The organism is Streptomyces sp. H39-C1 (genome assembly GCF_027158125.1).
Classification (GTDB): domain Bacteria; phylum Actinomycetota; class Actinomycetes; order Streptomycetales; family Streptomycetaceae; genus Actinacidiphila; species Actinacidiphila fildesensis.
In genome coordinates, this window is sequence record NZ_JAPVLS010000020.1 from 101,551 (window position 1) to 120,633 (window position 19,083).

Here is a 19,083-nt window from a genome sequence, read left to right on the forward strand (position 1 = left end):
CGACCGACCAGCTGACGGCCGGGCACCCGGACGCGTGGGCGAGACTCTCGGGAAGGCGCTACGTGAGTCCCAACGGCTCCGACCGCTCGTCGCGGCGCCCGGTGCGGCGGAAGCTGCCGCAGGCGCTGGCCGCGGCGCTGGTCCTTGTGACCGCTACCGGTTGTGAATACCCCCGCCTTGGCATGCCCAGCCCCGCTACGGAACAAGCCCCCCGGATCCTGGCGCTCTGGCAGGGCTCCTGGGCCGCCGCGCTGGCGACCGGTGTACTTGTCTGGGGTTTGATCATCTGGAGTGTGATCTTCCACCGGCGAAGCCGGACGAAGGTCGAGGTTCCTCCGCAGACCCGGTACAACATGCCCATCGAGGCGCTGTACACCGTGGTCCCGATCATCATCATCGCGGTGTTCTTCTACTTCACCGCGCGTGACGAATCCAAGCTTCTGGCGACCTCAGAAAAGCCGGACCACGTGGTGAACGTGGTCGGCATGCAGTGGAGCTGGGCCTTCAACTACGTCGAGGACGTGGACGGCAACAAGTCGTCCCCTGCGGTGGCTCCCAAGGAGCTCGAGCAGATCCCCGTCGACAAGCTGAAGTTCCCGGTGGGTGCCGAGGGCGTCTACGACTTCGGCACTCCCGCCACGAAGAACCAGGACACCGGTAACCCCGGTCCGACGCTCTGGCTGCCGAAGGGCGAGACGGTGCGGTTCGTCCTCACCTCGCGCGACGTCATCCACTCGTTCTGGGTGGTGCCGTTCCTCATGAAGATGGACGTCATCCCGGGCCACACCAACGTCTTCGAGGTGACCCCGAGCAAGGAGGGCACCTTCCTGGGCAAGTGCGCGGAACTGTGCGGCATGGACCACTCCCGGATGCTCTTCAACGTGAAGGTCGTCTCCCCGGAGCAGTACCAGCAGCACCTGCAGGATCTGGCGAAGAAGGGCCAGACCGGATACCTCCCGGCGGGCATTGCCACCACGGGCAACGCCAAGAATGCGGAGCCCAAGACCACATGAGCATTCTCAACGAACCCCATCAGGGCGCGGCCGCCATCGGCGAGTCGTACGAGGACGAGTTGCCGGTGAAGCGGGCACAGCCCGGCGCCGTGGTCATCAAGTGGCTCACCACCACCGACCACAAGACGATCGGGACGATGTACCTGATCACCTCGTTCTTCTTCTTCATCCTCGGCGGGATCATGGCGCTGCTCATGCGCGCCGAACTGGCCCGCCCGGGCACCCAGATCATGTCGAACGAGCAGTTCAACCAGGCGTTCACGATGCACGGCACCGTGATGCTGCTGATGTTCGCGACGCCGCTCTTCGCGGGCTTCGCGAACTGGATCATGCCGCTGCAGATCGGCGCGCCCGACGTGGCGTTCCCGCGGCTGAACATGTTCGCCTACTGGCTCTACCTGTTCGGCTCGCTGATCGCGGTGGCCGGCTTCCTGACGCCGGCGGGCGCGGCCGACTTCGGCTGGTTCGCGTACTCCCCGCTGTCGGACGCGGTCCGGTCCCCGGGCGTCGGCGCCGACATGTGGATCATGGGTCTGGCCTTCTCCGGTTTCGGCACGATCCTCGGTTCGGTCAACTTCATCACCACGATCATCTGCATGCGCGCACCCGGCATGACGATGTTCCGCATGCCGATCTTCGTCTGGAACGTCCTGCTGACCGGTGTACTGGTCCTGCTGGCCTTCCCGGTGCTCGCCGCCGCGCTGTTCGCCCTGGAGGCCGACCGGAAGTTCGGGGCGCACGTCTTCGATGCCGCCAACGGCGGGGCGTTGCTTTGGCAACACCTGTTCTGGTTCTTCGGGCATCCAGAGGTGTACATCATCGCGTTGCCGTTCTTCGGCATCATCAGCGAAGTGATCCCGGTGTTCAGCCGCAAGCCGATGTTCGGCTACGTCGGCCTGATCGGCGCGACGATCTCCATCGCCGGCCTGTCGGTCACCGTCTGGGCGCACCACATGTACGTCACCGGCGGTGTGCTGCTGCCGTTCTTCTCGTTCATGACGTTCCTCATCGCGGTCCCGACCGGGGTGAAGTTCTTCAACTGGATCGGCACGATGTGGAAGGGGTCACTGAGTTTCGAGACCCCGATGCTGTGGGCCGTCGGCTTCCTGATCACCTTCGCGTTCGGTGGTCTGACCGGTGTGATCCTGGCGGCGCCGCCGCTGGACTTCCACGTCTCGGACTCGTACTTCGTGGTGGCGCACTTCCACTACGTGATCTTCGGGACCGTGGTCTTCGCGATGTTCTCCGGCTTCCACTTCTGGTGGCCGAAGTTCACCGGCAAGATGCTGGACGAGCGGCTCGGCAAGATCACCTTCTGGACGCTGTTCTTCGGCTTCCACGGCACGTTCCTGATCCAGCACTGGCTGGGTGTCGAGGGCATGCCGCGCCGTTACGCGGACTACCTGGCGGCCGACGGGTTCACCACGCTGAACACCATCTCGACCATCAGTTCGTTCCTGCTCGGCCTGTCGATGCTGCCGTTCTTCTACAACGTGTGGAAGACCGCCAAGTACGGCAAGAAGGTCGAGGTCGACGACCCGTGGGGCTACGGCCGTTCCCTCGAATGGGCGACCTCCTGCCCGCCGCCGCGGCACAATTTCCTCACGCTGCCGCGTATCCGGTCCGAGTCGCCGGCGTTCGACCTGCACCACCCGGAGATCTCCGCGATGGAGCTCGAGCAGAACCTCGACCCTGAGCGCGGCGCCCTCGTCGCCGGTGGCGAGGAGCACGAGGAGAAGGGGAAGCAGCTGTGAGGGTCCAAGGCAAGATGTTCCTCGGCCTGGCGGTCTTCATCCTCGCCTCGGCCATCGTCTACGGCTACTGGTCCAAGGAGCCCGCCGGCACCACGGCGCTGTTCCTTGCCTTCGGCCTCAGCGTGATGATCGGGTTCTACCTGGCCTTCACCGCCCGCCGGGCGGACACCGGAGCCCAGGACAACGAGAACGCGGACGTCGCGGACGACGCCGGCGAGGTGGGCTTCTTCAGCCCGCACAGCTGGCAGCCGCTCTCGCTCGCCATCGGCGGTGCGCTGGCGTTCCTCGGTGTGATCTTCGGCTGGTGGCTGCTGTACTTCTCCGCCCCGATGCTCCTCATCGGCCTGTACGGCTGGGTGTTCGAGTACTACCGCGGTGAGAACCAGACACAGTAGGACCGGCGGGTGACCGCCGCGACACATCACGGGCTGGGCCCGGACACCGCACGGTGTCCGGGCCCAGCCCGTTCGCATGCGCTCAACGCGCCGATCCGGGCGAATCTTCATACCTTGTGACCATGAGTCACTTCTCGACACGCCGGACGGCGATGCGATACGCGCTTCTCGTAGCCCCTCTCGCGGTGGGGCTGACCTCATGCGGCGGTGACGGCGGGGATCCGCTGGCCGCCTCTCCCTACGACGCGGCGGGCGAGGTCTCCTACAGTCTCGCCGACGGCGGCAAGGTGGACCCGAACAAGCCCCTGGAGATCACCGCCAAGGACGACGGCCGGATCACCGACGTCACGGCCACGGACGCCGCAGGACGCTACGTCAGGGGCGAACTCTCCCCGGACGGCATACGTTGGCACAGCACCGCCCCGCTGGCCGCAGGAGCCCACTACACGGTCCGGGTGAGCACCGAGGACAGCGCCGGGCGTCCCGGCCGGGAGACCGTCGGATTCGACACGAAGGCCTCCGACAGCCTGCTCCGGGTCACCTTCGGCCCCGACACCGGCACCTACGGCGTCGGACAGCCCGTCACCGCCATGCTGACCGTGCCCGTCAAGGACCCCGCGGCACGCGCCAAGGTCGAGCAGAACCTGCAGGTCACCGCCAGTCCGGAGGCCGCCGTCGGCTCCTGGTACTGGGTGGACGACCGCACGCTGCACTACCGGCCTGAGACCTTCTGGCCCGCCCACGCGAAGATCGAGGTCCGCAGCACCCTGGACGGTGTCCGCGTCACGGACAGCCTCCACGGCGGAGCCTCCAAGCCGCTGACGCTCACGACCGGTGACCGGGTCGAGGCGATAACGGACGCGGGCTCCCACGAGATGACGTTCAAGCGCAACGGCAGCGTCGTCCGCACCATACCCGTGACCACCGGCAAGCCCGGGTTCTCCACCCGCAACGGCGTCAAGGTCGTCCTGGGCAAGGAGAGCTTCGTCCGGATGCAGAGCGAGAGCATCGGCATAGCCGCCGGCAGCTCGGAGGGGTACGACCTTCCCGTCTACTGGGCCACCCGGGTGACCTGGAGCGGCGAGTACGTGCACGCCGCGCCCTGGTCGGAGGGCTCACAGGGGGTCGACAACGTCAGCCACGGCTGCACCGGGATGAGCACCGAGAACGCGCACTGGTTCTTCGACCAGGTGCGCATGGGCGACGTCGTCCAGGTCGTCAACAGCGCGGGCTCGACGATGACTCCGTTCGACAACGGCTTCGGCGACTGGAACCTGAACTGGTCCGAGTGGAAGAAGGGCAGCGCGCTGGGCAGCCCGGGCAAGGCGGCGGCGGTGCAGAACACCGCCGCCCCCGCCCGGCTCCGTCCCGAGGTCTGACCGGTCCGGCTACGCCGGTGCGGTCACCGCGAGGCGCTCGCGCAGCAGCCCTGGCCGGGCCTGCGCAAGCGCCACCGGGTCGACGGGGTGCGTCACCGCCGCCTCGGCCCGGCTCCAGGTGGCCAGCCACGCGTCCTGCGGCCGGCCGATCAGCACCAGCACCGGCGGCGCCTGGAAGATCTCGTCCTTCACCTGCCGGCACACGCCCATGCCCCCCGCGGGAGCCGCCTCACCGTCGAAGACGCAGGCGTCGATGCCGCCCCGTTCCAACTCCGTGAGGACGGCCGGCAGTGTCGCGCACTCCAGGAATTCGACCGGCGGCAGGTCGGGCGCCGGCCTGCGCCCGACGGCGAGCCGGACCTGCTCCCGGGTGTTCGCGTTGTCGCTGTAGACCAGCACCGTGGCAGTCGCCCGCATCGTGCCTCCTGATCGTCGAGGAATCGTCGTCGAGTCCGTCGTCAAGTGGCTCGGATGCTACTCCCGTGAACAGCTCCGCGAGGAGCCTTCGGCCCAGGACAAGATCCGTCCGATGCTCCGTCATCCCTCCTTCGAGGGACGGCTTCGGTAGGCCACGCGGGTCTCCTGCGGGGCCGGACACACCGAATGGCACCCCCCGGAGTGAGCGCGAGATAAGGGACCGACATAATGTCGGACGTGGCGACAGCAACAGCAGTAGATACCGGGCACGCGCACCCGTCGGTCAACCGGCCGAACCTCACCAGCGTCGGAACCATCATCTGGCTGAGTTCCGAGCTGATGTTCTTCGCGGCCCTCTTCGCGATGTACTTCACCCTTCGCTCGGTGACGGGTGCCGAGTTCTGGAAGGAACACGCGTCGGCGTTGAACGTTCCGTTCTCGGCGACGAACACGACGATCCTCGTGCTCTCCTCCCTCACCTGCCAGCTCGGCGTGTTCGCCGCCGAGCGCGGCGACGTGAAGAAGCTCCGCGCGTGGTTCATGCTCACGTTCGTGATGGGCGCGATCTTCATCGGTGGCCAGATCTTCGAGTACACCGAACTGGTCAAGAACGACGGCCTCTCGCTGTCGTCCGACCCGTACGGATCGGTGTTCTACCTCACGACCGGCTTCCACGGGATGCACGTGACAGGTGGTCTGATCGCGTTCCTGCTGGTTCTCGGCAGAACGTACGCGGCCAAGAGGTTCACTCACGAGCAGGCCACGGCGGCCATCGTCGTGTCCTACTACTGGCACTTCGTCGATGTCGTCTGGATCGGCCTCTTTGCCACGATCTACCTGATCAAGTAACCGGCGGGCCGGCCACGGGCCGGAACGACGTTCAGACAGACACAGACAGAAGCATCGACACAGATCCTGACCGGGGTAATCCGTGAAAAAGCTCTCCGCACGACGGCGCCATCCGCTGGCGGCGCTTGTCGTCCTACTTCTCGCGCTCGCGGCCACCGGGGGGCTGTACGCCGCGTTCGCGCCGGCGCAGAAGGCGCAGGCTGACGACACAGCCCAGTCCCTCGCGATCGAAGAGGGCAAGAAGCTGTACGCCGTCGGCTGCTCCAGCTGCCACGGCACGTCCGGCCAGGGAAGTAAGAACGACGGCCCGAGCCTGGTGGGCGTCGGCGCCGCAGCCGTCGACTTCCAGGTGGGCACCGGCCGCATGCCGGCCCAGCAGCCGGGATCGCAGATCCCGAAGAAGAAGAACATCTACACGCAGGCCCAGATCGACCAGCTCGCCGCGTACATCGCCTCGCTGGGCCCGGGTCCCTCGGTACCCACCAAGGAGCAGTACAGCCCGGACGGCGCGGACGCCGCCAGGGGCGGGGAGCTGTTCCGCACGAACTGCGCGCAGTGCCACAACTTCACAGGCAAGGGCGGTGCGTTGACCAACGGCAAGTACGCGCCCAGCCTGGAGGACGTGGACCCCAAGCACACCTACGAGGCCATGCAGAGCGGCCCGCAGAGCATGCCGTCCTTCCCCGACACCACGATGCCGGAGGACGCGAAGGCGGACATCATCGCGTACCTCGACGCCGTGAACGGCGAAAAGACCCCCAGCCCCGGTGGCCTTGAGCTCGGAGGCATCGGACCGGTTTCGGAGGGTCTGTTCGCCTGGGTCTTCGGCCTCGGAGCCATGATCGCTGTCGCCATCTGGGTTGCGGCCCGGACCACGAAGGCCAAGAAGTCATGAGTCAGGACATGTCAGAGTCAGAAGAGAACCTGCCGAGTGAGCCGTCACACGCTCACGGGGGCGACGTGCCGGCCGTCCGCGGAGAGAACGCGTTCGCCGACCCCGGCCTTCCGCCCCACGAGCACCGCCGTCAGGACATCGACGAGCGTGCCGCGAAGAGCTCGGAACGCACCATCGCGTTCCTCTTCCTCCTGTCGATGCTGTCCACGATCGGCTTCATCGCCTGTTTCGTGGTCTTCCCCGTCGACAAGATCATCTACGTCTTCCCGTTCGGCCACGTCAGTGCGCTGAACTTCTCGCTCGGCCTGACGTTGGGTCTTGCCCTCTTCTGCATCGGCGCCGGCGCGGTCCACTGGGCCCGCACGCTGATGTCCGACGAGGAGCACGCCGCCGAGCGTCACCCGATTTCGGCCGAGCCCGAGGTCAAGGCCCAGGTGCTGGCCGACTTCGCGCAGGGCGCGAAGGAGAGCGGCTTCGGCCGCCGGAAGCTGATCCGCAACACGATGTTCGGCGCGCTGGCCCTGGTGCCGCTCTCCGGTGTCGTGCTCCTGCGTGACCTGGGACCGCTGCCGGGCGACAAGCTCCGGCACACCCTGTGGTCCAAGGGCAAGGTGCTGATCAACCAGAACACCAACAAGCCGCTCCGGCCCGAGGACGTTCCCGTCGGATCGCTCACCTTCGCCATGCCCGAGGGCCTGGAGGAGAACCAGGAGCGGTTCCAGAAGGAGATCGCCAAGGCCGCCCTGATGATCATCCGGCTCGAGCCGAACGACATCAAGGACAAGCGGGAGCGTGACTGGGCCCACGAGGGCATCGTCGCGTTCTCCAAGATCTGCACGCACGTCGGCTGCCCGATCAGCCTCTACGAGCAGCAGACGCACCACGTCCTCTGCCCGTGCCACCAGTCGACGTTCGACCTGTCCGACGGCGCCCGGGTCATCTTCGGCCCTGCCGGTCACGCCCTTCCGCAGCTGCGGATCAGCGTGAACGAGGAGGGCAACCTCATCGCCCTCGGCGACTTCACGGAGCCCGTCGGCCCGAGCTTCTGGGAGCGCGGATGAGTACCACTGCTGAAAACTCGCAGCGCCGGGGCAAAGCCCCCGCCGGCGAGCGGGTCGCCGACTGGGCGGATGGCCGTCTCGGCATCTACGGCCTGGCCAAGGCCAACATGCGCAAGATCTTCCCGGACCACTGGTCCTTCATGCTCGGTGAGATCTGCCTCTACAGCTTCATCATCCTCATCCTCACGGGTGTGTATCTGACGCTGTTCTTCCACCCCAGCATGGCCGAGGTCGTCTACGACGGCCCCTACGCCCCGCTGCAGGGCCAGCGCATGTCCGACGCGTTCGCGTCGACGATGCACATCAGCTTCGAGGTGCGTGGCGGTCTGCTGGTCCGCCAGATCCACCACTGGGCCGCGCTGATCTTCGTGGCCGCGATGCTCGTGCACATGATGCGCGTGTTCTTCACGGGTGCGTTCCGCAAGCCCCGCGAGGTCAACTGGCTCTTCGGCTTCCTGCTGCTGGTCCTCGGCATGTTCACCGGGTTCACCGGTTACTCGCTGCCGGACGACCTGCTGTCGGGCACCGGTGTCCGGTTCATGGACGGCGCGGTGCTGTCCATGCCGGTCGTGGGCACGTACCTGTCGTTCTTCATGTTCGGCGGGGAGTTCCCCGGCACCGACTTCGTACCGCGCTTCTACTCGGTGCACATCCTGCTGCTGCCGGGCATCATGGCCGGTCTGCTGGTGGCCCACCTGATCCTGGTCTTCTACCACAAGCACACCCAGTTCCCGGGTGCCGGCAAGACGGAGAAGAACGTCGTCGGCATGCCGCTGCTGCCGGTGTACATGGCGAAGGCGGGCGGCTTCTTCTTCCTGGTCTTCGGTGTCATCGCGGCGGTCGCCTCGATCGCGTCGATCAACCCGATCTGGGCGATGGGCCCCTACCGGCCGGACCAGGTGTCCACCGGCGCCCAGCCCGACTGGTACATGGGCTTCTCCGAGGGCCTGATCCGTGTCATGCCGGGTTGGGAGATCAACGCATGGGGCCACACCCTGGCCCTGGGTGTGTTCATCCCGCTGATGATCTTCCCGCTGGTACTCGTCGCGATCGCGATCTACCCGTTCGTCGAGTCCTGGGTCACCGGGGACAAGCGGGAGCACCACCTGCTGGACCGGCCGCGCAACCACCCGGTCCGCACCGGCTTCGGCGCGGCCTGGCTGAGCTGGTACGGCATCCTGCTCGTCGGTGGCGGCAACGACCTCTGGGCGACGCACTTCCACCTGTCGCTCAACCAGATCACCTGGGTCGTGCGCATCGGGTTCTTCGTGCTCCCGGTGCTCGTGTTCATCGCGACGAAGCGGATCTGCCTCGGCCTCCAGCGCCGCGACCGCGACAAGGTCCTGCACGGTCGCGAGACCGGCCTGATCAAGCGGCTGCCGCACGGTGAGTTCATCGAGGTGCACGAGCAGCTCTCCCAGGAGGCGCTGCACACGCTCACCGCGCACGACCAGCCGAAGCCGCTCGAAGCCGGCCCCGAGGTCGACGAGAACGGCGTGGAACGCAAGATCGGCCCGATCACGAAGCTGCGCACCAAGCTGTCGCACGGCTTCTACGGCGAGGCCAGCCAGATCCCCAAGCCGACCCCCGAGGAGCACGCGGAGATCACCAGTGGCCACGGCCACCACTGATCGTCCGCTGATCCCTCGCGCCGGCTGACGGCAACCTCGAAGGGCCCCGTCCATGACATGGACGGGGCCCTTCGCCGTGCCCCGCCCCCGATAGGCTTGGGCACGCAGTATCGACCCGACCACCAGGAGTGTGGACCATGAGCGTTGTGACCCCGGCAGGCGGCGACAGCTCGGCGAACCACTCATGGCCGGGCGTACTGAACCAGCTGCTGCGCGGCCATGACCTGACGGCCGACGACACCGCCTGGGCGATGGACCAGATCATGACCGGCGAGGCGACCGACGTGCAGATCGCCGGCTTCGCCATCGCGCTGCGTTCCAAGGGCGAGACCGTCGACGAGATGTCGGGCCTGGTCCGGGCGATGTACGCGCACGCCAACATCATCGAGGTGCCGGGCCGGACGGTGGACATCGTCGGCACCGGCGGTGACCTCGCCAGGACGGTGAACATCTCCACCATGTCGGCGATCGTCGTGGCGGGCACCGGCGCCAAGGTCGTCAAGCACGGCAACCGCGCCGCGTCGTCCCAGAGCGGCTCGTCCGACGTGCTGGAGCGGCTCGGGGTCAATCTGGAGCTCACCCCGCAGCGGGTCGTGGAGGTCGCCGAGGAAGCGGGCATCACGTTCTGTTTCGCGGTGAAGTTCCACCCCGCGCTGCGGTACGCGGCCAAGGCCCGCAGGGAGCTCGGCGCCCAGACCACGTTCAACTTCCTCGGCCCGCTCACCAACCCGGCCCGGGTCCGCGCCCAGGCCACCGGGGTCGCCGACGCCCGGATGGCGCCGATCATGGCGGGTGTGCTGGCCGAGCGCGGCTCCTCCGCGCTGGTCTTCCGCGGCGACGACGGGCTGGACGAGCTGACCACCACCGCGACCTCCCAGGTGTGGGTGGTCCGGGACGGCAAGGTCGACCAGGTCGCGTTCGACCCCCGTGACGTCGGGATCCCGCTGGTCCCCGTCGAGGCCCTGCGCGGCGCGGACGCCGCCTACAACGCCGAGGTGGCCCGCCGGCTGCTGGCGGGCGAGCGCGGTCCGGTCCGCGACGCGGTCCTGCTCAACTCGGCCGCCGCCCTGGTCGCCCTCGACCCCGGATCCGCCACCCTGGAGGTCCAGATCGCCGACGGCATCAACCGCGCCGCCGAGGCCATCGACTCGGGCGCGGCCAGAATCGCGCTGGACCGCTGGGTCGCGGCGAGCAACGCGTAACGCCCTTCCGGCGGATGAGGAACGGCTCTTTCCCGGCCTTCGGCCGGAGGGAGCCCTGACGAGGCTTCCCCCGCCTTCGGGCGGGGAGACCCCCTGCGGCGGACGGCGTCTGGACTGCCCATTGCCCAGCCGGACAGGCCCCAGCACCCCGTCCGGCGGATCCCTGTCCGCTCCCCGGTCCGGGGGCTCTCCGCGCTCCCGGACGGGGACGAGGCCTGCCCGTCCTGACGGCGGGCTTCCCTCGAGCCCGTCCGGAGGACCGTCCGTATCGCGGAATGCCGCTTGCCGTCGGCAGGACAGCTGGCATACTTCTCGTCAGGTCACGAGTGACAGCGATTTGGCCCTGGCTTGCTGTCCGGCAACCCTCCGTCCGTGGCGGGGTGCCCCAGGTGATGACCGGGCCGTAGGCGAGGTGTCTACGGCAAGCGCGGGCCCCTTCGCGACTGCTTCCGGGGTCCAGGTCCCTGAGGAGCTCCGTCATGTCCGTGCACCCCGTTTCCACCTGCACCCCTGGTTCCGTGGCCACCGCTCCCCTCGAAGTGCTCGGCCGTGACGTCCGGGTCCCGCTGGTGACCGGCGGCGAGGTCACCTACGCGGCCCTGGACTACGCGGCCAGCGCGCCCGCGCTGCAGCGGGTCTGGGACGACGTGGCCGCGTACGCGCCCTACTACGGCAGCGTGCACCGCGGGGCCGGTTACCTGTCGCAGCTCTCCACCGACCTGTTCGAGCAGAGCAGGGCGACGGTGGCCGACTTCCTGGGCTGCCGGGAGGGCGACCAGGTGGTCTTCACCCGGTCGACCACCGACTCGCTGAACCTGCTGGCCTCGGTGCTCCCGGCCGGCACCCAGGTCTTCGTCTTCGAGACCGAGCACCACGCGTCGCTGCTGCCGTGGCGGGACGCGCGCGTCACGTACCTGACCGCGCCCCGCACCCCCGAGCAGGCCGTCGCCTCGCTGGAGGCGGCGCTCGCGCAGCGCGACCCCTACGGCCCCGCGCTCGTGTGCGTGACCGGCGCCTCGAACGTCACCGGTGAGCTGTGGCCGGTCCGTGAGCTGGCCGACGCGGCGCACGCGCACGGCGCCCGCATCGTGCTGGACGCCGCGCAGCTCGCCCCGCACCACCCGGTGGACATCGCGGAGCTGGACGTGGACTGGGTGGCGTTCTCCGGGCACAAGCTCTACGCCCCGTTCGGCTCCGGCGTGCTGGCCGGCCGGGCGGACTGGCTGCAGGAGGCCGAGCCGTACCTGGCGGGCGGCGGCGCGAGCCGCAAGGTCGCGCGGCGTGCCGACGGCGGGGTGGACGTCGAGTGGCACACCACCGCGGCCCGGCACGAGGCCGGATCGCCGAACGTCATCGGCGTGTACTCGATCGCCTCGGCCTGCCGGGCGCTGACCGAGGCGGGCTTCGACTCGCTCGTGGAGCGGGAGCAGGGCCTGGTCACCCGGGTCCGCGCCGGACTGGCCGGGGTGCCGGAGGTCCGGGTGCTGTCGCTGTTCGGCGACGACGCGCCCCGGGTCGGTGTCATCTCGTTCGTCGTGGACGGCTGGAACAGCTCGCACTTCGCCGCCGCGCTGTCCGCCGAGTACGGCATCGGGGTGCGCGACGGCCTCTTCTGCGCCCACCCGCTGGTCCGCACCCTGCTGGGCAGCGAGCCGACCGAGCCGGGCGAGTGCGGATCCCCGGAGACCGAGCCGGGGGAGAAGTCGCTCAACGCGATCCGTGTGAGCTTCGGGGCGGGCACGCCGGACGAGCACGTGGACCGCTTCCTGGGCGCCGTCACGGAACTCGTCAGGGACGGCGCCAAGTGGAACTACCGCACCGAGGACGGCCGCTGCGTGCCCGCCCGCGACTGAGCGGCCGGATACGCCGGGCGGCGGCCGGCCGCGTCAGCCTTCGAGGCCGATCGCGAAGGCCGCCTCCAGGTCGTGCTGGGAGTACGTGCGGAACGCGACATGCGTGTCGGTGGCCTCGACGCCGGGGATCTTGCTGATCCGGCCCGGGATGATGTCCGCGAGGTCGTCGTGCCGGGAGACCCGGACCATGGCGACCAGGTCGTACGTCCCGGTGACCGAATAGACCTCGCTGACGCTGTCCAGGGCGGCGATCGCCTCGGCGATCTCGGGGATCCGGTCGACGCTGGTCTTGATGAGCACGATCGCGGTGATCACGGCTGTAGGTCTCCTTGGGTCGCCCTGGCTGCGGTCTCCAGCTTAGGGCTTCGGCGGAAGCACACCACGGCGGCCAGGAAGCCGAAGACAAAGCCCACCACGTGGGCCAGATAGGCGACCCCGGGACCCGACTGGCTGGTCTGGGCGGCCAGCCACTGCAGCGCGAACCAGAAGCCGAGGACCATCCAGGCCGGGAAGCGCAGCGGGACGAAGAAGAGGAACGGGAACAGGCTCGTCACCCGCGCCTTGGGATAGAGGTAGAGATACGCCCCGAGCGCCCCGGAGATGGCGCCGGAGGCGCCGACCAGGGTCTGCGTCGAGTCGGCGCTGGCGAGCGCGAAGCCGTACGTGGCGAGGTATCCGGCGGCCAGAAAGAACAGCAGATAGCGGAAGCGGCCCATGCGGCTCTCGACGTTGTCGCCGAAGACGTACAAAAACAGCATGTTGCCGATCAGATGCAGCCAACTTCCATGGACGAACATCGCGGTGAGCACCGACGGAAATGTCATTTTGGTGAACGTGTGCGGGGCCGGGCAGCCGGCGGGCAGCCCCAGCCGGTCCAGCGGCAGCTGCCCGTGGAACAGTTCGGCGGGGATGACTCCCCAGCGGTCGAAATACACCGCCTGGGCGCACTGGAGCTGGTCACCCGTGCCGTAGGAGGGGTTGAACCCCGAGATCGGACCCAGCAGGAACACGACCACGCACAGGGCGATCAAGGCGTACGTCACCACGGGAGTGCGGCGGACCGGGTTCTTGTCGTAGACCGGGATGACCATGTATCGATCATGACGGAACAGGCGTATCGGTCAGGGGGCGCCTCGCCGCAGCGCCGCCCGCCGTGGAGGCCGTAGGGTAACCGGAACGCGCGCGTACGCCACGTGCCGACCCGAAAGTCCCGAAAGAGGTGTCCGCCCGATGCCGGTTCCCCTGCCGACCGCGACGACCCGGTGGCGCTGCACGCTGTGCGGCAATCTGACCCGGTTCGATGTCACGCGATCGACGAAGGTCGTGGAGTACGTCCACCTGGACCTCGCCGGTGAGGCGAAGGTCGAGGAGACCGAGGTGCTCAGCGAGACCGTGGAGTCGGTGCGCTGCCGCTGGTGCAACGCGGCCGACCAGGTCGAGTTGGTCGACCGGCCCAGTGCGGGAGCCGAGGGCGGCGCCGACGCCGGTGTCGAAGCGGAAGCGGATTCGACGCAGGGTTGACCCTGTACGGCGACAATGGACTTGTACGGCGGCGGCCGGAGGGATCGAAGGGGGCCGGGGAGGCGCCGACAGCACTGGACGGGAGTGACTGGTGGATGGGACCGGCGGGCACCCGCAGGCCGAGAGCAGGGGCGCCGACGAGGCGGCCGAGCCGGCCCTGGACCGACCGCTGCCCGAAGGCGTGCGGCACCGGGTCGTGACGATAGCCGCTGATGCCTTCGGCGGCCTCACCCTCGCCGAACTGCCGTCCCCGCTGCGGCCCTATGCCCGGTTCACCCCGTCGCGGCGCGCCAAGTTCGCGGCGACCGCGCTGGCCACCGCCCTGGAGACCGATCCCGCCTTCCGGCAGAAGATCGCCGCCCGGCTGCGTGAGTCCCAGCCGGAGCTGGCCGAGGCGCTGGAGGCGGGCACCCCGCCGCCCGCCGCGGACCCGCTCGACGTGGCCGCCGCCGCCTATCTGCTGCGCCCGGCCGGCTGGGCCAAGATCGTCGCGACCGCCGGCGAGGAGGCGCAGCGCGCGCTGGCCGAACGGGCCGACGGCGAGACCACCCGCGAACTGCAGCAGCTCAGGGACGAGCTGGCCGATTTCCAGCTGCAGGCCCGTGACGAGGCCGCCCGCGGCCGCGGCGAGCTGGAGGCTGCCCGCAGGGAGATCGACACGACGCAGCGCAGGCTGCGCAGCGCGGTCAGCGACATGAAGCGTGCCGAGGCGGCGCTGCGCAAGGTGGAGACCGAGCTGGAGGAGGTCCGGGCCGCGGCCGCCGCGGACAAGGCCGCCGCCGAGAACGAGGCACGCCGGCTCAGGACCCGCGTCACCGAGGCCGAGGCCGCTCTGGAGGCGGGCCGCAGGTCCGTGCGCGAGGGCCGCAGCGCCGAGGGCGTACGGCTGCGGCTGTTGCTGGACACCGTGCTGGACGCGGCCACCGGGCTGCGCCGCGAGCTGGCGCTGCCACCGCGCGACACCATGGGCGTCCGGCCGGCCGACACCGTCGAAGCGGTCGCGCCCGGCACGATCAGCCCCAAGGACATCGCGCAGCGCGCCCTGTCCGAGAACGACCCGGCCCTGCTCGACCAGTTGCTGGCCCTCCCGCAGGCGCACCTGGTGATCGACGGCTACAACGTCACCAAGACGGGTTATCCGTCCCTGCCGTTGGAGAAGCAGCGGCTGCGGCTGCTCGGCGGCCTCGCGGTGCTGGCGGCGCAGAGCGGCGCCGAGGTCACCTGTGTCTTCGACGGGGCCGATCTGGACGCCCCGGTGCTGCTGGCGCCGCCGCGCGGGGTGCGGGTGATGTTCAGCAAGGCGGGCGAGACCGCCGACGAGTTGATCCGCCGCCTGGTCCGGGCGGAACCGCCGGGGCGGGTCGTCGTGGTGGTCTCCGCGGACCGTGAGGTCGCCGACGGCGTCGCCAAGGCCGGTGCGCGGCCCGTCGCTTCGACGCTGCTCCTCAGGCGGCTCGCGCGCGGCTGAACTCCGGTCCGCTCCCTTACCGGTGTGCCTCGCACTCCGGTGTCCCTTATGCGCATCTGCGATCAACTCAGCGTCAGATGAACACTACTGCACGTTCGATCTTCGTAAAGAAAACGTGTCGCGATCGAAGTTTTACCTACAAGGATTTGAACCGATCACAGGAAGGTCACTATGGTCGGGGCTCGAACCTCCGCGCCGTCGATCAAGCCGCACCACGAAAACCGTGGGTCCAGCGGCCGAACGACCGGGCGCAGGGGGGACCGCCGACCAACCGGGTAGGCGGCTGAAGGAAGAAGGAGCTCGCCTTCGTGGCGTCCCACCGTCGTCCCAAGCCGACAAGCCGCATGCGGGTGACCGTACTCACCGCTACCGCTGCCGCAGCCGTCGCCCTCACTTCCCAGGCCGCGAACGCCGCCCCCGCCAAGCCCGACATCAAGGACGTCAAGTCCCAGGTCGACAAGTTGTACGACGAGGCGGAGCAGGCCACCGAGAAGTACAACGGGGCCAAGGAGCAGCAGGGCAAGCTGCAGAAGGAGGTCGGCGACCTCCAGGACCGGGTGGCGCGCGAACAGGGCACGCTCAACACCCTGCGCGACGGCCTCGGCGCGATGGCCAGTGCCCAGTACCGCACCGGCGGCATCGACCCGACGCTCCAGCTCTTCCTGTCGGCGGACCCGGACACCTACCTGTCCCAGGCATCCATGATGGACCAGGTGAGCGCCCAGCAGGCCGAGTCGCTCAAGCAGATCCAGGAAGTCAAGCGCACCCTGGACCAGCAGCGCGCCGAGGCCACCACCAAGATGGCCTCGCTGGAGAGCGCCCGCACCGAACTCGGCAAGCAGAAGAACGCGGCCCAGAGCAAGCTCGCCGCGGCCCAGAAGGTGCTCAACTCGCTGACCGCGCAGCAGCGTGCGGCCATCGCGGACCAGGACGCCCGCGCGAGCCGCAGCAACGAGCGGCCCAACCTGGGCGACGTTCCCGCGCCCTCGCAGCGTGCCGCCGCCGCGCTCGCCGCCGCGAAGACCAGGATCGGCATGCCGTACGAGTGGGCGAAGACGGGTCCCAACACCTTCGACTGCTCCGGCCTCACCATGTGGTCCTACGCGCAGGCGGGTGTCAACATCCCCCGGATGTCCCAGGACCAGGCCAACTACGGCACCCACCTGACGATGAGCCAGCTGGCCCCCGGCGACCTGGTCATCTTCTTCGGCGACCGCCACCACGTCGGCTTCTACGCCGGCAACGGCATGGTGCTGCACGCTCCCAAGCCGGGTGCGTACGTGCGCTACGAGGCGATCGGCAACATGCCGTTCCAGTTCGGCGTACGGATCTGATCCGGTTCGTTCTCCCGGCACTCTCCCGCCCGGCCGGAATCATGTCTCCTCCGGCCGGCGGCGTGGTTCATTCGAGTGATATCGGAGGGTGACCGCTGACGGCCGAGCGGCAGTGACCTGGGCATCGAGAAGGCCGCCCGCCCGTCACGGCCGCGCGGTCTTTGAACTCAGCGTGATGGTCTGACTACTGTCTCAGCCGTGGCAACACATCGGCGGTCCCCGCAACCCGGCTTCACCCGCACCTCCCGCGTCACCGTGCTCTCCGCGGCGGCCGCCGCGGCGGCGCTCTCCGGAGGCGCGGCGGCCCAGGTCGCGGCCGCCGACCCGGCGGGTCCCGCGACCGACACGTCGTCCCGGGTGGGACGGCTCTACCAGCAGGCCGAACAGGCCACCGAGCAGTACAACGCGGCGCAGGAGCGCGCCACCCGGCTGCGGCACGAGGTGGCCTCCCTCCAGGACCAGGCCGCCCGGGGCCAGGAGCGGGTCAACCGGATGCGGGACGACCTCGGCGCGATCGCCGGGGCCCAGTACCGCAGCGGCGGCATCGACCCGACGATGGCCCTCATGCTCTCCTCCGATCCCGACAGCTATCTCGACCGGGCCGAGGCGCTGGAGCGGATCAGCAACCACCAGGCCGCCGATCTGGCGCAACTGCAGGAAGCACAGCGCTCGCTGGAGCAGAAGCGTTCGATGGCGGCGGCCAAGCTGGCCGACCTGGAACGCGCCAGGTCCACGATGAAGGACCGCAAGCGCAGCGTGCAGGGCAAACTCGGCGCGGCGCAACGGCTCCTCAACCAGATGCCGGCCGCGCAGCGCGCCGGATTCGTCCGCGGCCTGGACGACCGGACGTCGCGCTCCAGCCGTTCCGTACCCGACATGCCGGATCTGCCGGCCTCCTCGTCCCGCGCCGCGATGGCCGTGGCCGCCGCGCGGGCGGCGATCGGCTCGCCCTATGTGTGGGGCAGCACGGGCCCGTCGTCCTTCGACTGTTCCGGCCTCATGCAGTACTCCTACCGGAAGGCCGGGGTGTCGCTGCCGCGGACCTCGCAGGAGCAGAAGCACGCCGGCCACCAGGTCCCGCTCGACCAGGCCCGCCCCGGCGACCTGGTGATCTACCGGGACAACGCGAGCCATGTGGGGATGTACGTCGGCGGCGGCCGGGTGGTGCACGCCCCGTACCCGGGCGCGCGGGTGCGCTACGACCCGGTCAACATGATGCCGATCTCCGCGGTCACCCGGCCCTGACCTGCCCGTCGGCCACCCGGCCCTGACCCGGGCCACGGGGCGGCGCCCGTACGATCGGGCGTATGGCGGCAGCGCGCACGCGACCCGGGACCGCCGCGCTGTGGCGCGCGGTGGTTCTCGTCGTGCTGACCCTGCCGGCGCTGCTCACCGGGTGCGGCGGTGGCGGGAGCGGTGCTGCCGTCGTCCCCGCGGGCCCGGGCGTTCCCGCCGTCCAGTCGGTGCTCGACCGGCATGCGGCGGCGCTGCTGCACCACGACGAGACGGCGTTCCTCGCGGACGTCGACCCGGGATTCCGGGACCGGCAGCGGCAGGTGTTCCGGAACCTGGCGCTGGTGCCGCTCGACTCGTGGTCGTACCGGGTGACGGGTGTCGGTGCCGACGCCGGTGGTGGTGGCAGTGACCGGGCTCTGGCGCGGGTCCAGGTCGGCTACCGGCTGACCGGGTACGACACCTCGGCGGTCACCTCGGACGCCGATCTGACGTTCGTCCGGCGCGGCGGCCGCTGGTACGTCGCCGGGGACCGGCACGACGCCCAGCAGTTGTGGGACCAGGGCCCGGTGCGGGTGGTGCGCGGAGCGCACAGCCTCGTGCTCGGGACGGACGGGCCCGCGGCGCTGCGGACCTACGCCGACGCCGCCGACCGTGCGGTGCCCGCGGTGGGGCGGGCCTGGGGGAACGGCTGGAGCGGGCGCGTCGTCGTCGAAGCGCCGTCCTCGCTGGCGCGGATGGCCGCGCTGCTGCACGGGGCCCCCGACACCTACCGTGGCATCGCCGCCGTCACCACCGGCGAACTCGGCGGATCCTCCGGGGCGCCGGCCGACCGCGTGATCATCAACCCCGAGGCGTTCGGGGAGCTTTCCGCGTTCGGCCGCCAGGTCGTGCTCACCCACGAGACGACCCATGTCGCGACCCGCGCCGCCACCACCGCGACCACCCCGCTGTGGCTCACCGAGGGGTTCGCCGACTGGGTCGGCTACCGCGGCAGCGGCCGCACCGCCCGCCAGGACGCGCCCGACCTGAGCCGCGACGTGGCCGCGGGCAGAGCCCCGCGGAACCTGCCGTCCGA

Annotated in this window: 18 protein-coding genes and 1 riboswitch; of the genes, 15 read left to right on the forward strand and 3 right to left on the reverse strand. The window is 69.4% G+C overall.

Annotation, left to right across the window (positions count from 1 at the left end; genetic code table 11):
• Nucleotides 1–62: 62 nt before the first annotated feature.
• The 4 genes from ctaC (at nucleotide 63) to O3W51_RS16070 (ending at nucleotide 4,541) form a co-directional block, all read left to right on the forward strand.
• Nucleotides 63–1,013 (forward strand): aa3-type cytochrome oxidase subunit II, encoded by a 951-nt coding sequence (gene ctaC, locus O3W51_RS16055; RefSeq protein ID WP_138356203.1) that lies wholly within the window; start codon nucleotides 63–65, stop codon nucleotides 1,011–1,013.
• On the forward strand, nucleotides 1,010–2,767 hold the full coding sequence (gene ctaD / locus O3W51_RS16060; RefSeq protein WP_138356202.1) for an aa3-type cytochrome oxidase subunit I: 1,758 nt from the start codon (nucleotides 1,010–1,012) through the stop codon (nucleotides 2,765–2,767). The genes ctaC and ctaD overlap by 4 nt, the downstream gene beginning before the upstream one ends.
• Nucleotides 2,764–3,162 (forward strand): cytochrome c oxidase subunit 4, encoded by a 399-nt coding sequence (locus tag O3W51_RS16065; RefSeq protein WP_138356201.1) that lies wholly within the window; start codon nucleotides 2,764–2,766, stop codon nucleotides 3,160–3,162. The genes ctaD and O3W51_RS16065 overlap by 4 nt, the downstream gene beginning before the upstream one ends.
• Nucleotides 3,163–3,284: 122 nt before the next feature.
• On the forward strand, nucleotides 3,285–4,541 hold the full coding sequence (locus O3W51_RS16070) for a L,D-transpeptidase (protein WP_138356200.1): 1,257 nt from the start codon (nucleotides 3,285–3,287) through the stop codon (nucleotides 4,539–4,541).
• A 9-nt stretch (nucleotides 4,542–4,550) separates the two neighbouring features.
• Here the strand turns inward: O3W51_RS16070 and O3W51_RS16075 are convergent, their stop codons facing one another.
• On the reverse strand, nucleotides 4,551–4,958 hold the full coding sequence (locus tag O3W51_RS16075) for a hypothetical protein (protein WP_269286319.1): 408 nt from the start codon (nucleotides 4,956–4,958) through the stop codon (nucleotides 4,551–4,553).
• A gap of 228 nt (nucleotides 4,959–5,186) precedes the next feature.
• On the opposite strand from O3W51_RS16075, the gene ctaE reads away from it, so the two are divergent.
• From ctaE to O3W51_RS16105, 6 genes are all read left to right on the forward strand, one after another.
• Nucleotides 5,187–5,807: an aa3-type cytochrome oxidase subunit III gene (ctaE, locus tag O3W51_RS16080; protein WP_138356198.1), complete on the forward strand. Its 621-nt coding sequence runs from the start codon at nucleotides 5,187–5,189 to the stop codon at nucleotides 5,805–5,807.
• Between the two features lie 82 nt (nucleotides 5,808–5,889).
• Entirely contained in the window at nucleotides 5,890–6,702 is an 813-nt protein-coding gene (gene qcrC / locus O3W51_RS16085) for a cytochrome bc1 complex diheme cytochrome c subunit (RefSeq protein WP_138356197.1), read from the forward strand.
• An 8-nt stretch (nucleotides 6,703–6,710) separates the two neighbouring features.
• A complete protein-coding gene (gene qcrA, locus O3W51_RS16090) occupies nucleotides 6,711–7,763 on the forward strand; it encodes a cytochrome bc1 complex Rieske iron-sulfur subunit (protein ID WP_232484789.1) in 1,053 nt (350 codons plus the stop codon).
• Complete coding sequence (gene qcrB, locus O3W51_RS16095; protein WP_138356195.1) at nucleotides 7,760–9,394, forward strand: cytochrome bc1 complex cytochrome b subunit; 1,635 nt, start codon at nucleotides 7,760–7,762, stop codon at nucleotides 9,392–9,394. Before qcrA ends, qcrB begins: the two co-directional genes overlap by 4 nt.
• A 137-nt stretch (nucleotides 9,395–9,531) precedes the next feature.
• Nucleotides 9,532–10,596, forward strand: a complete 1,065-nt coding sequence (gene trpD, locus O3W51_RS16100; protein ID WP_138356194.1) for an anthranilate phosphoribosyltransferase — start codon at nucleotides 9,532–9,534, stop codon at nucleotides 10,594–10,596.
• Nucleotides 10,597–10,914: 318 nt separating this feature from the next.
• A riboswitch (SAM riboswitch) is annotated at nucleotides 10,915–11,030 on the forward strand.
• A 45-nt stretch (nucleotides 11,031–11,075) separates the two neighbouring features.
• Nucleotides 11,076–12,449 carry an aminotransferase class V-fold PLP-dependent enzyme gene (locus tag O3W51_RS16105; protein ID WP_164296231.1) on the forward strand — a complete coding sequence of 458 codons (1,374 nt, stop codon included), beginning with the start codon at nucleotides 11,076–11,078 and terminating at the stop codon, nucleotides 12,447–12,449.
• Nucleotides 12,450–12,482: 33 nt separating this feature from the next.
• On the opposite strand, the gene O3W51_RS16110 is transcribed toward O3W51_RS16105, so the two are convergent.
• Nucleotides 12,483–12,764, reverse strand: coding sequence for an Lrp/AsnC family transcriptional regulator (locus tag O3W51_RS16110; protein ID WP_138356192.1), 282 nt, complete (start codon nucleotides 12,762–12,764; stop codon nucleotides 12,483–12,485).
• A complete protein-coding gene (locus O3W51_RS16115; RefSeq protein WP_138356191.1) occupies nucleotides 12,761–13,540 on the reverse strand; it encodes a rhomboid family intramembrane serine protease in 780 nt (259 codons plus the stop codon). Before O3W51_RS16115 ends, O3W51_RS16110 begins: the two co-directional genes overlap by 4 nt.
• Nucleotides 13,541–13,679: 139 nt before the next feature.
• Between O3W51_RS16115 and O3W51_RS16120 the strand changes: the two genes are divergently transcribed.
• The 5 genes from O3W51_RS16120 to O3W51_RS16140 form a co-directional block, all read left to right on the forward strand.
• Nucleotides 13,680–13,970, forward strand: coding sequence for a hypothetical protein (locus O3W51_RS16120; protein ID WP_138356190.1), 291 nt, complete (start codon nucleotides 13,680–13,682; stop codon nucleotides 13,968–13,970).
• A 91-nt stretch (nucleotides 13,971–14,061) separates the two neighbouring features.
• Nucleotides 14,062–15,438 (forward strand): NYN domain-containing protein, encoded by a 1,377-nt coding sequence (locus O3W51_RS16125; RefSeq protein WP_198357148.1) that lies wholly within the window; start codon nucleotides 14,062–14,064, stop codon nucleotides 15,436–15,438.
• 308 nt (nucleotides 15,439–15,746) lie between these two features.
• Entirely contained in the window at nucleotides 15,747–16,772 is a 1,026-nt protein-coding gene (locus O3W51_RS16130; RefSeq protein WP_138356188.1) for a C40 family peptidase, read from the forward strand.
• Between the two features lie 198 nt (nucleotides 16,773–16,970).
• Nucleotides 16,971–18,017 (forward strand): C40 family peptidase, encoded by a 1,047-nt coding sequence (locus O3W51_RS16135; RefSeq protein ID WP_138356187.1) that lies wholly within the window; start codon nucleotides 16,971–16,973, stop codon nucleotides 18,015–18,017.
• A gap of 62 nt (nucleotides 18,018–18,079) precedes the next feature.
• On the forward strand, nucleotides 18,080–19,083 hold a 1,004-nt coding region (locus O3W51_RS16140), incomplete at its 3' end, for a hypothetical protein (RefSeq protein WP_269286328.1).

Coding starts and splice junctions, on each gene's coding strand:
- ctaD (WP_138356202.1), top strand. CDS start 1,010: ATGAGCATTCTCAACGAACCCCATCAGGGCGCGGCCGCCATCGGCGAG.
- O3W51_RS16070 (WP_138356200.1), top strand. CDS start 3,285: ATGAGTCACTTCTCGACACGCCGGACGGCGATGCGATACGCGCTTCTC.
- O3W51_RS16075 (WP_269286319.1), bottom strand. CDS start 4,958: ATGCGGGCGACTGCCACGGTGCTGGTCTACAGCGACAACGCGAACACC.
- ctaE (WP_138356198.1), top strand. CDS start 5,187: ATGTCGGACGTGGCGACAGCAACAGCAGTAGATACCGGGCACGCGCAC.
- qcrA (WP_232484789.1), top strand. CDS start 6,711: ATGTCAGAGTCAGAAGAGAACCTGCCGAGTGAGCCGTCACACGCTCAC.
- qcrB (WP_138356195.1), top strand. CDS start 7,760: ATGAGTACCACTGCTGAAAACTCGCAGCGCCGGGGCAAAGCCCCCGCC.
- trpD (WP_138356194.1), top strand. CDS start 9,532: ATGAGCGTTGTGACCCCGGCAGGCGGCGACAGCTCGGCGAACCACTCA.
- O3W51_RS16105 (WP_164296231.1), top strand. CDS start 11,076: ATGTCCGTGCACCCCGTTTCCACCTGCACCCCTGGTTCCGTGGCCACC.
- O3W51_RS16115 (WP_138356191.1), bottom strand. CDS start 13,540: ATGGTCATCCCGGTCTACGACAAGAACCCGGTCCGCCGCACTCCCGTG.
- O3W51_RS16120 (WP_138356190.1), top strand. CDS start 13,680: ATGCCGGTTCCCCTGCCGACCGCGACGACCCGGTGGCGCTGCACGCTG.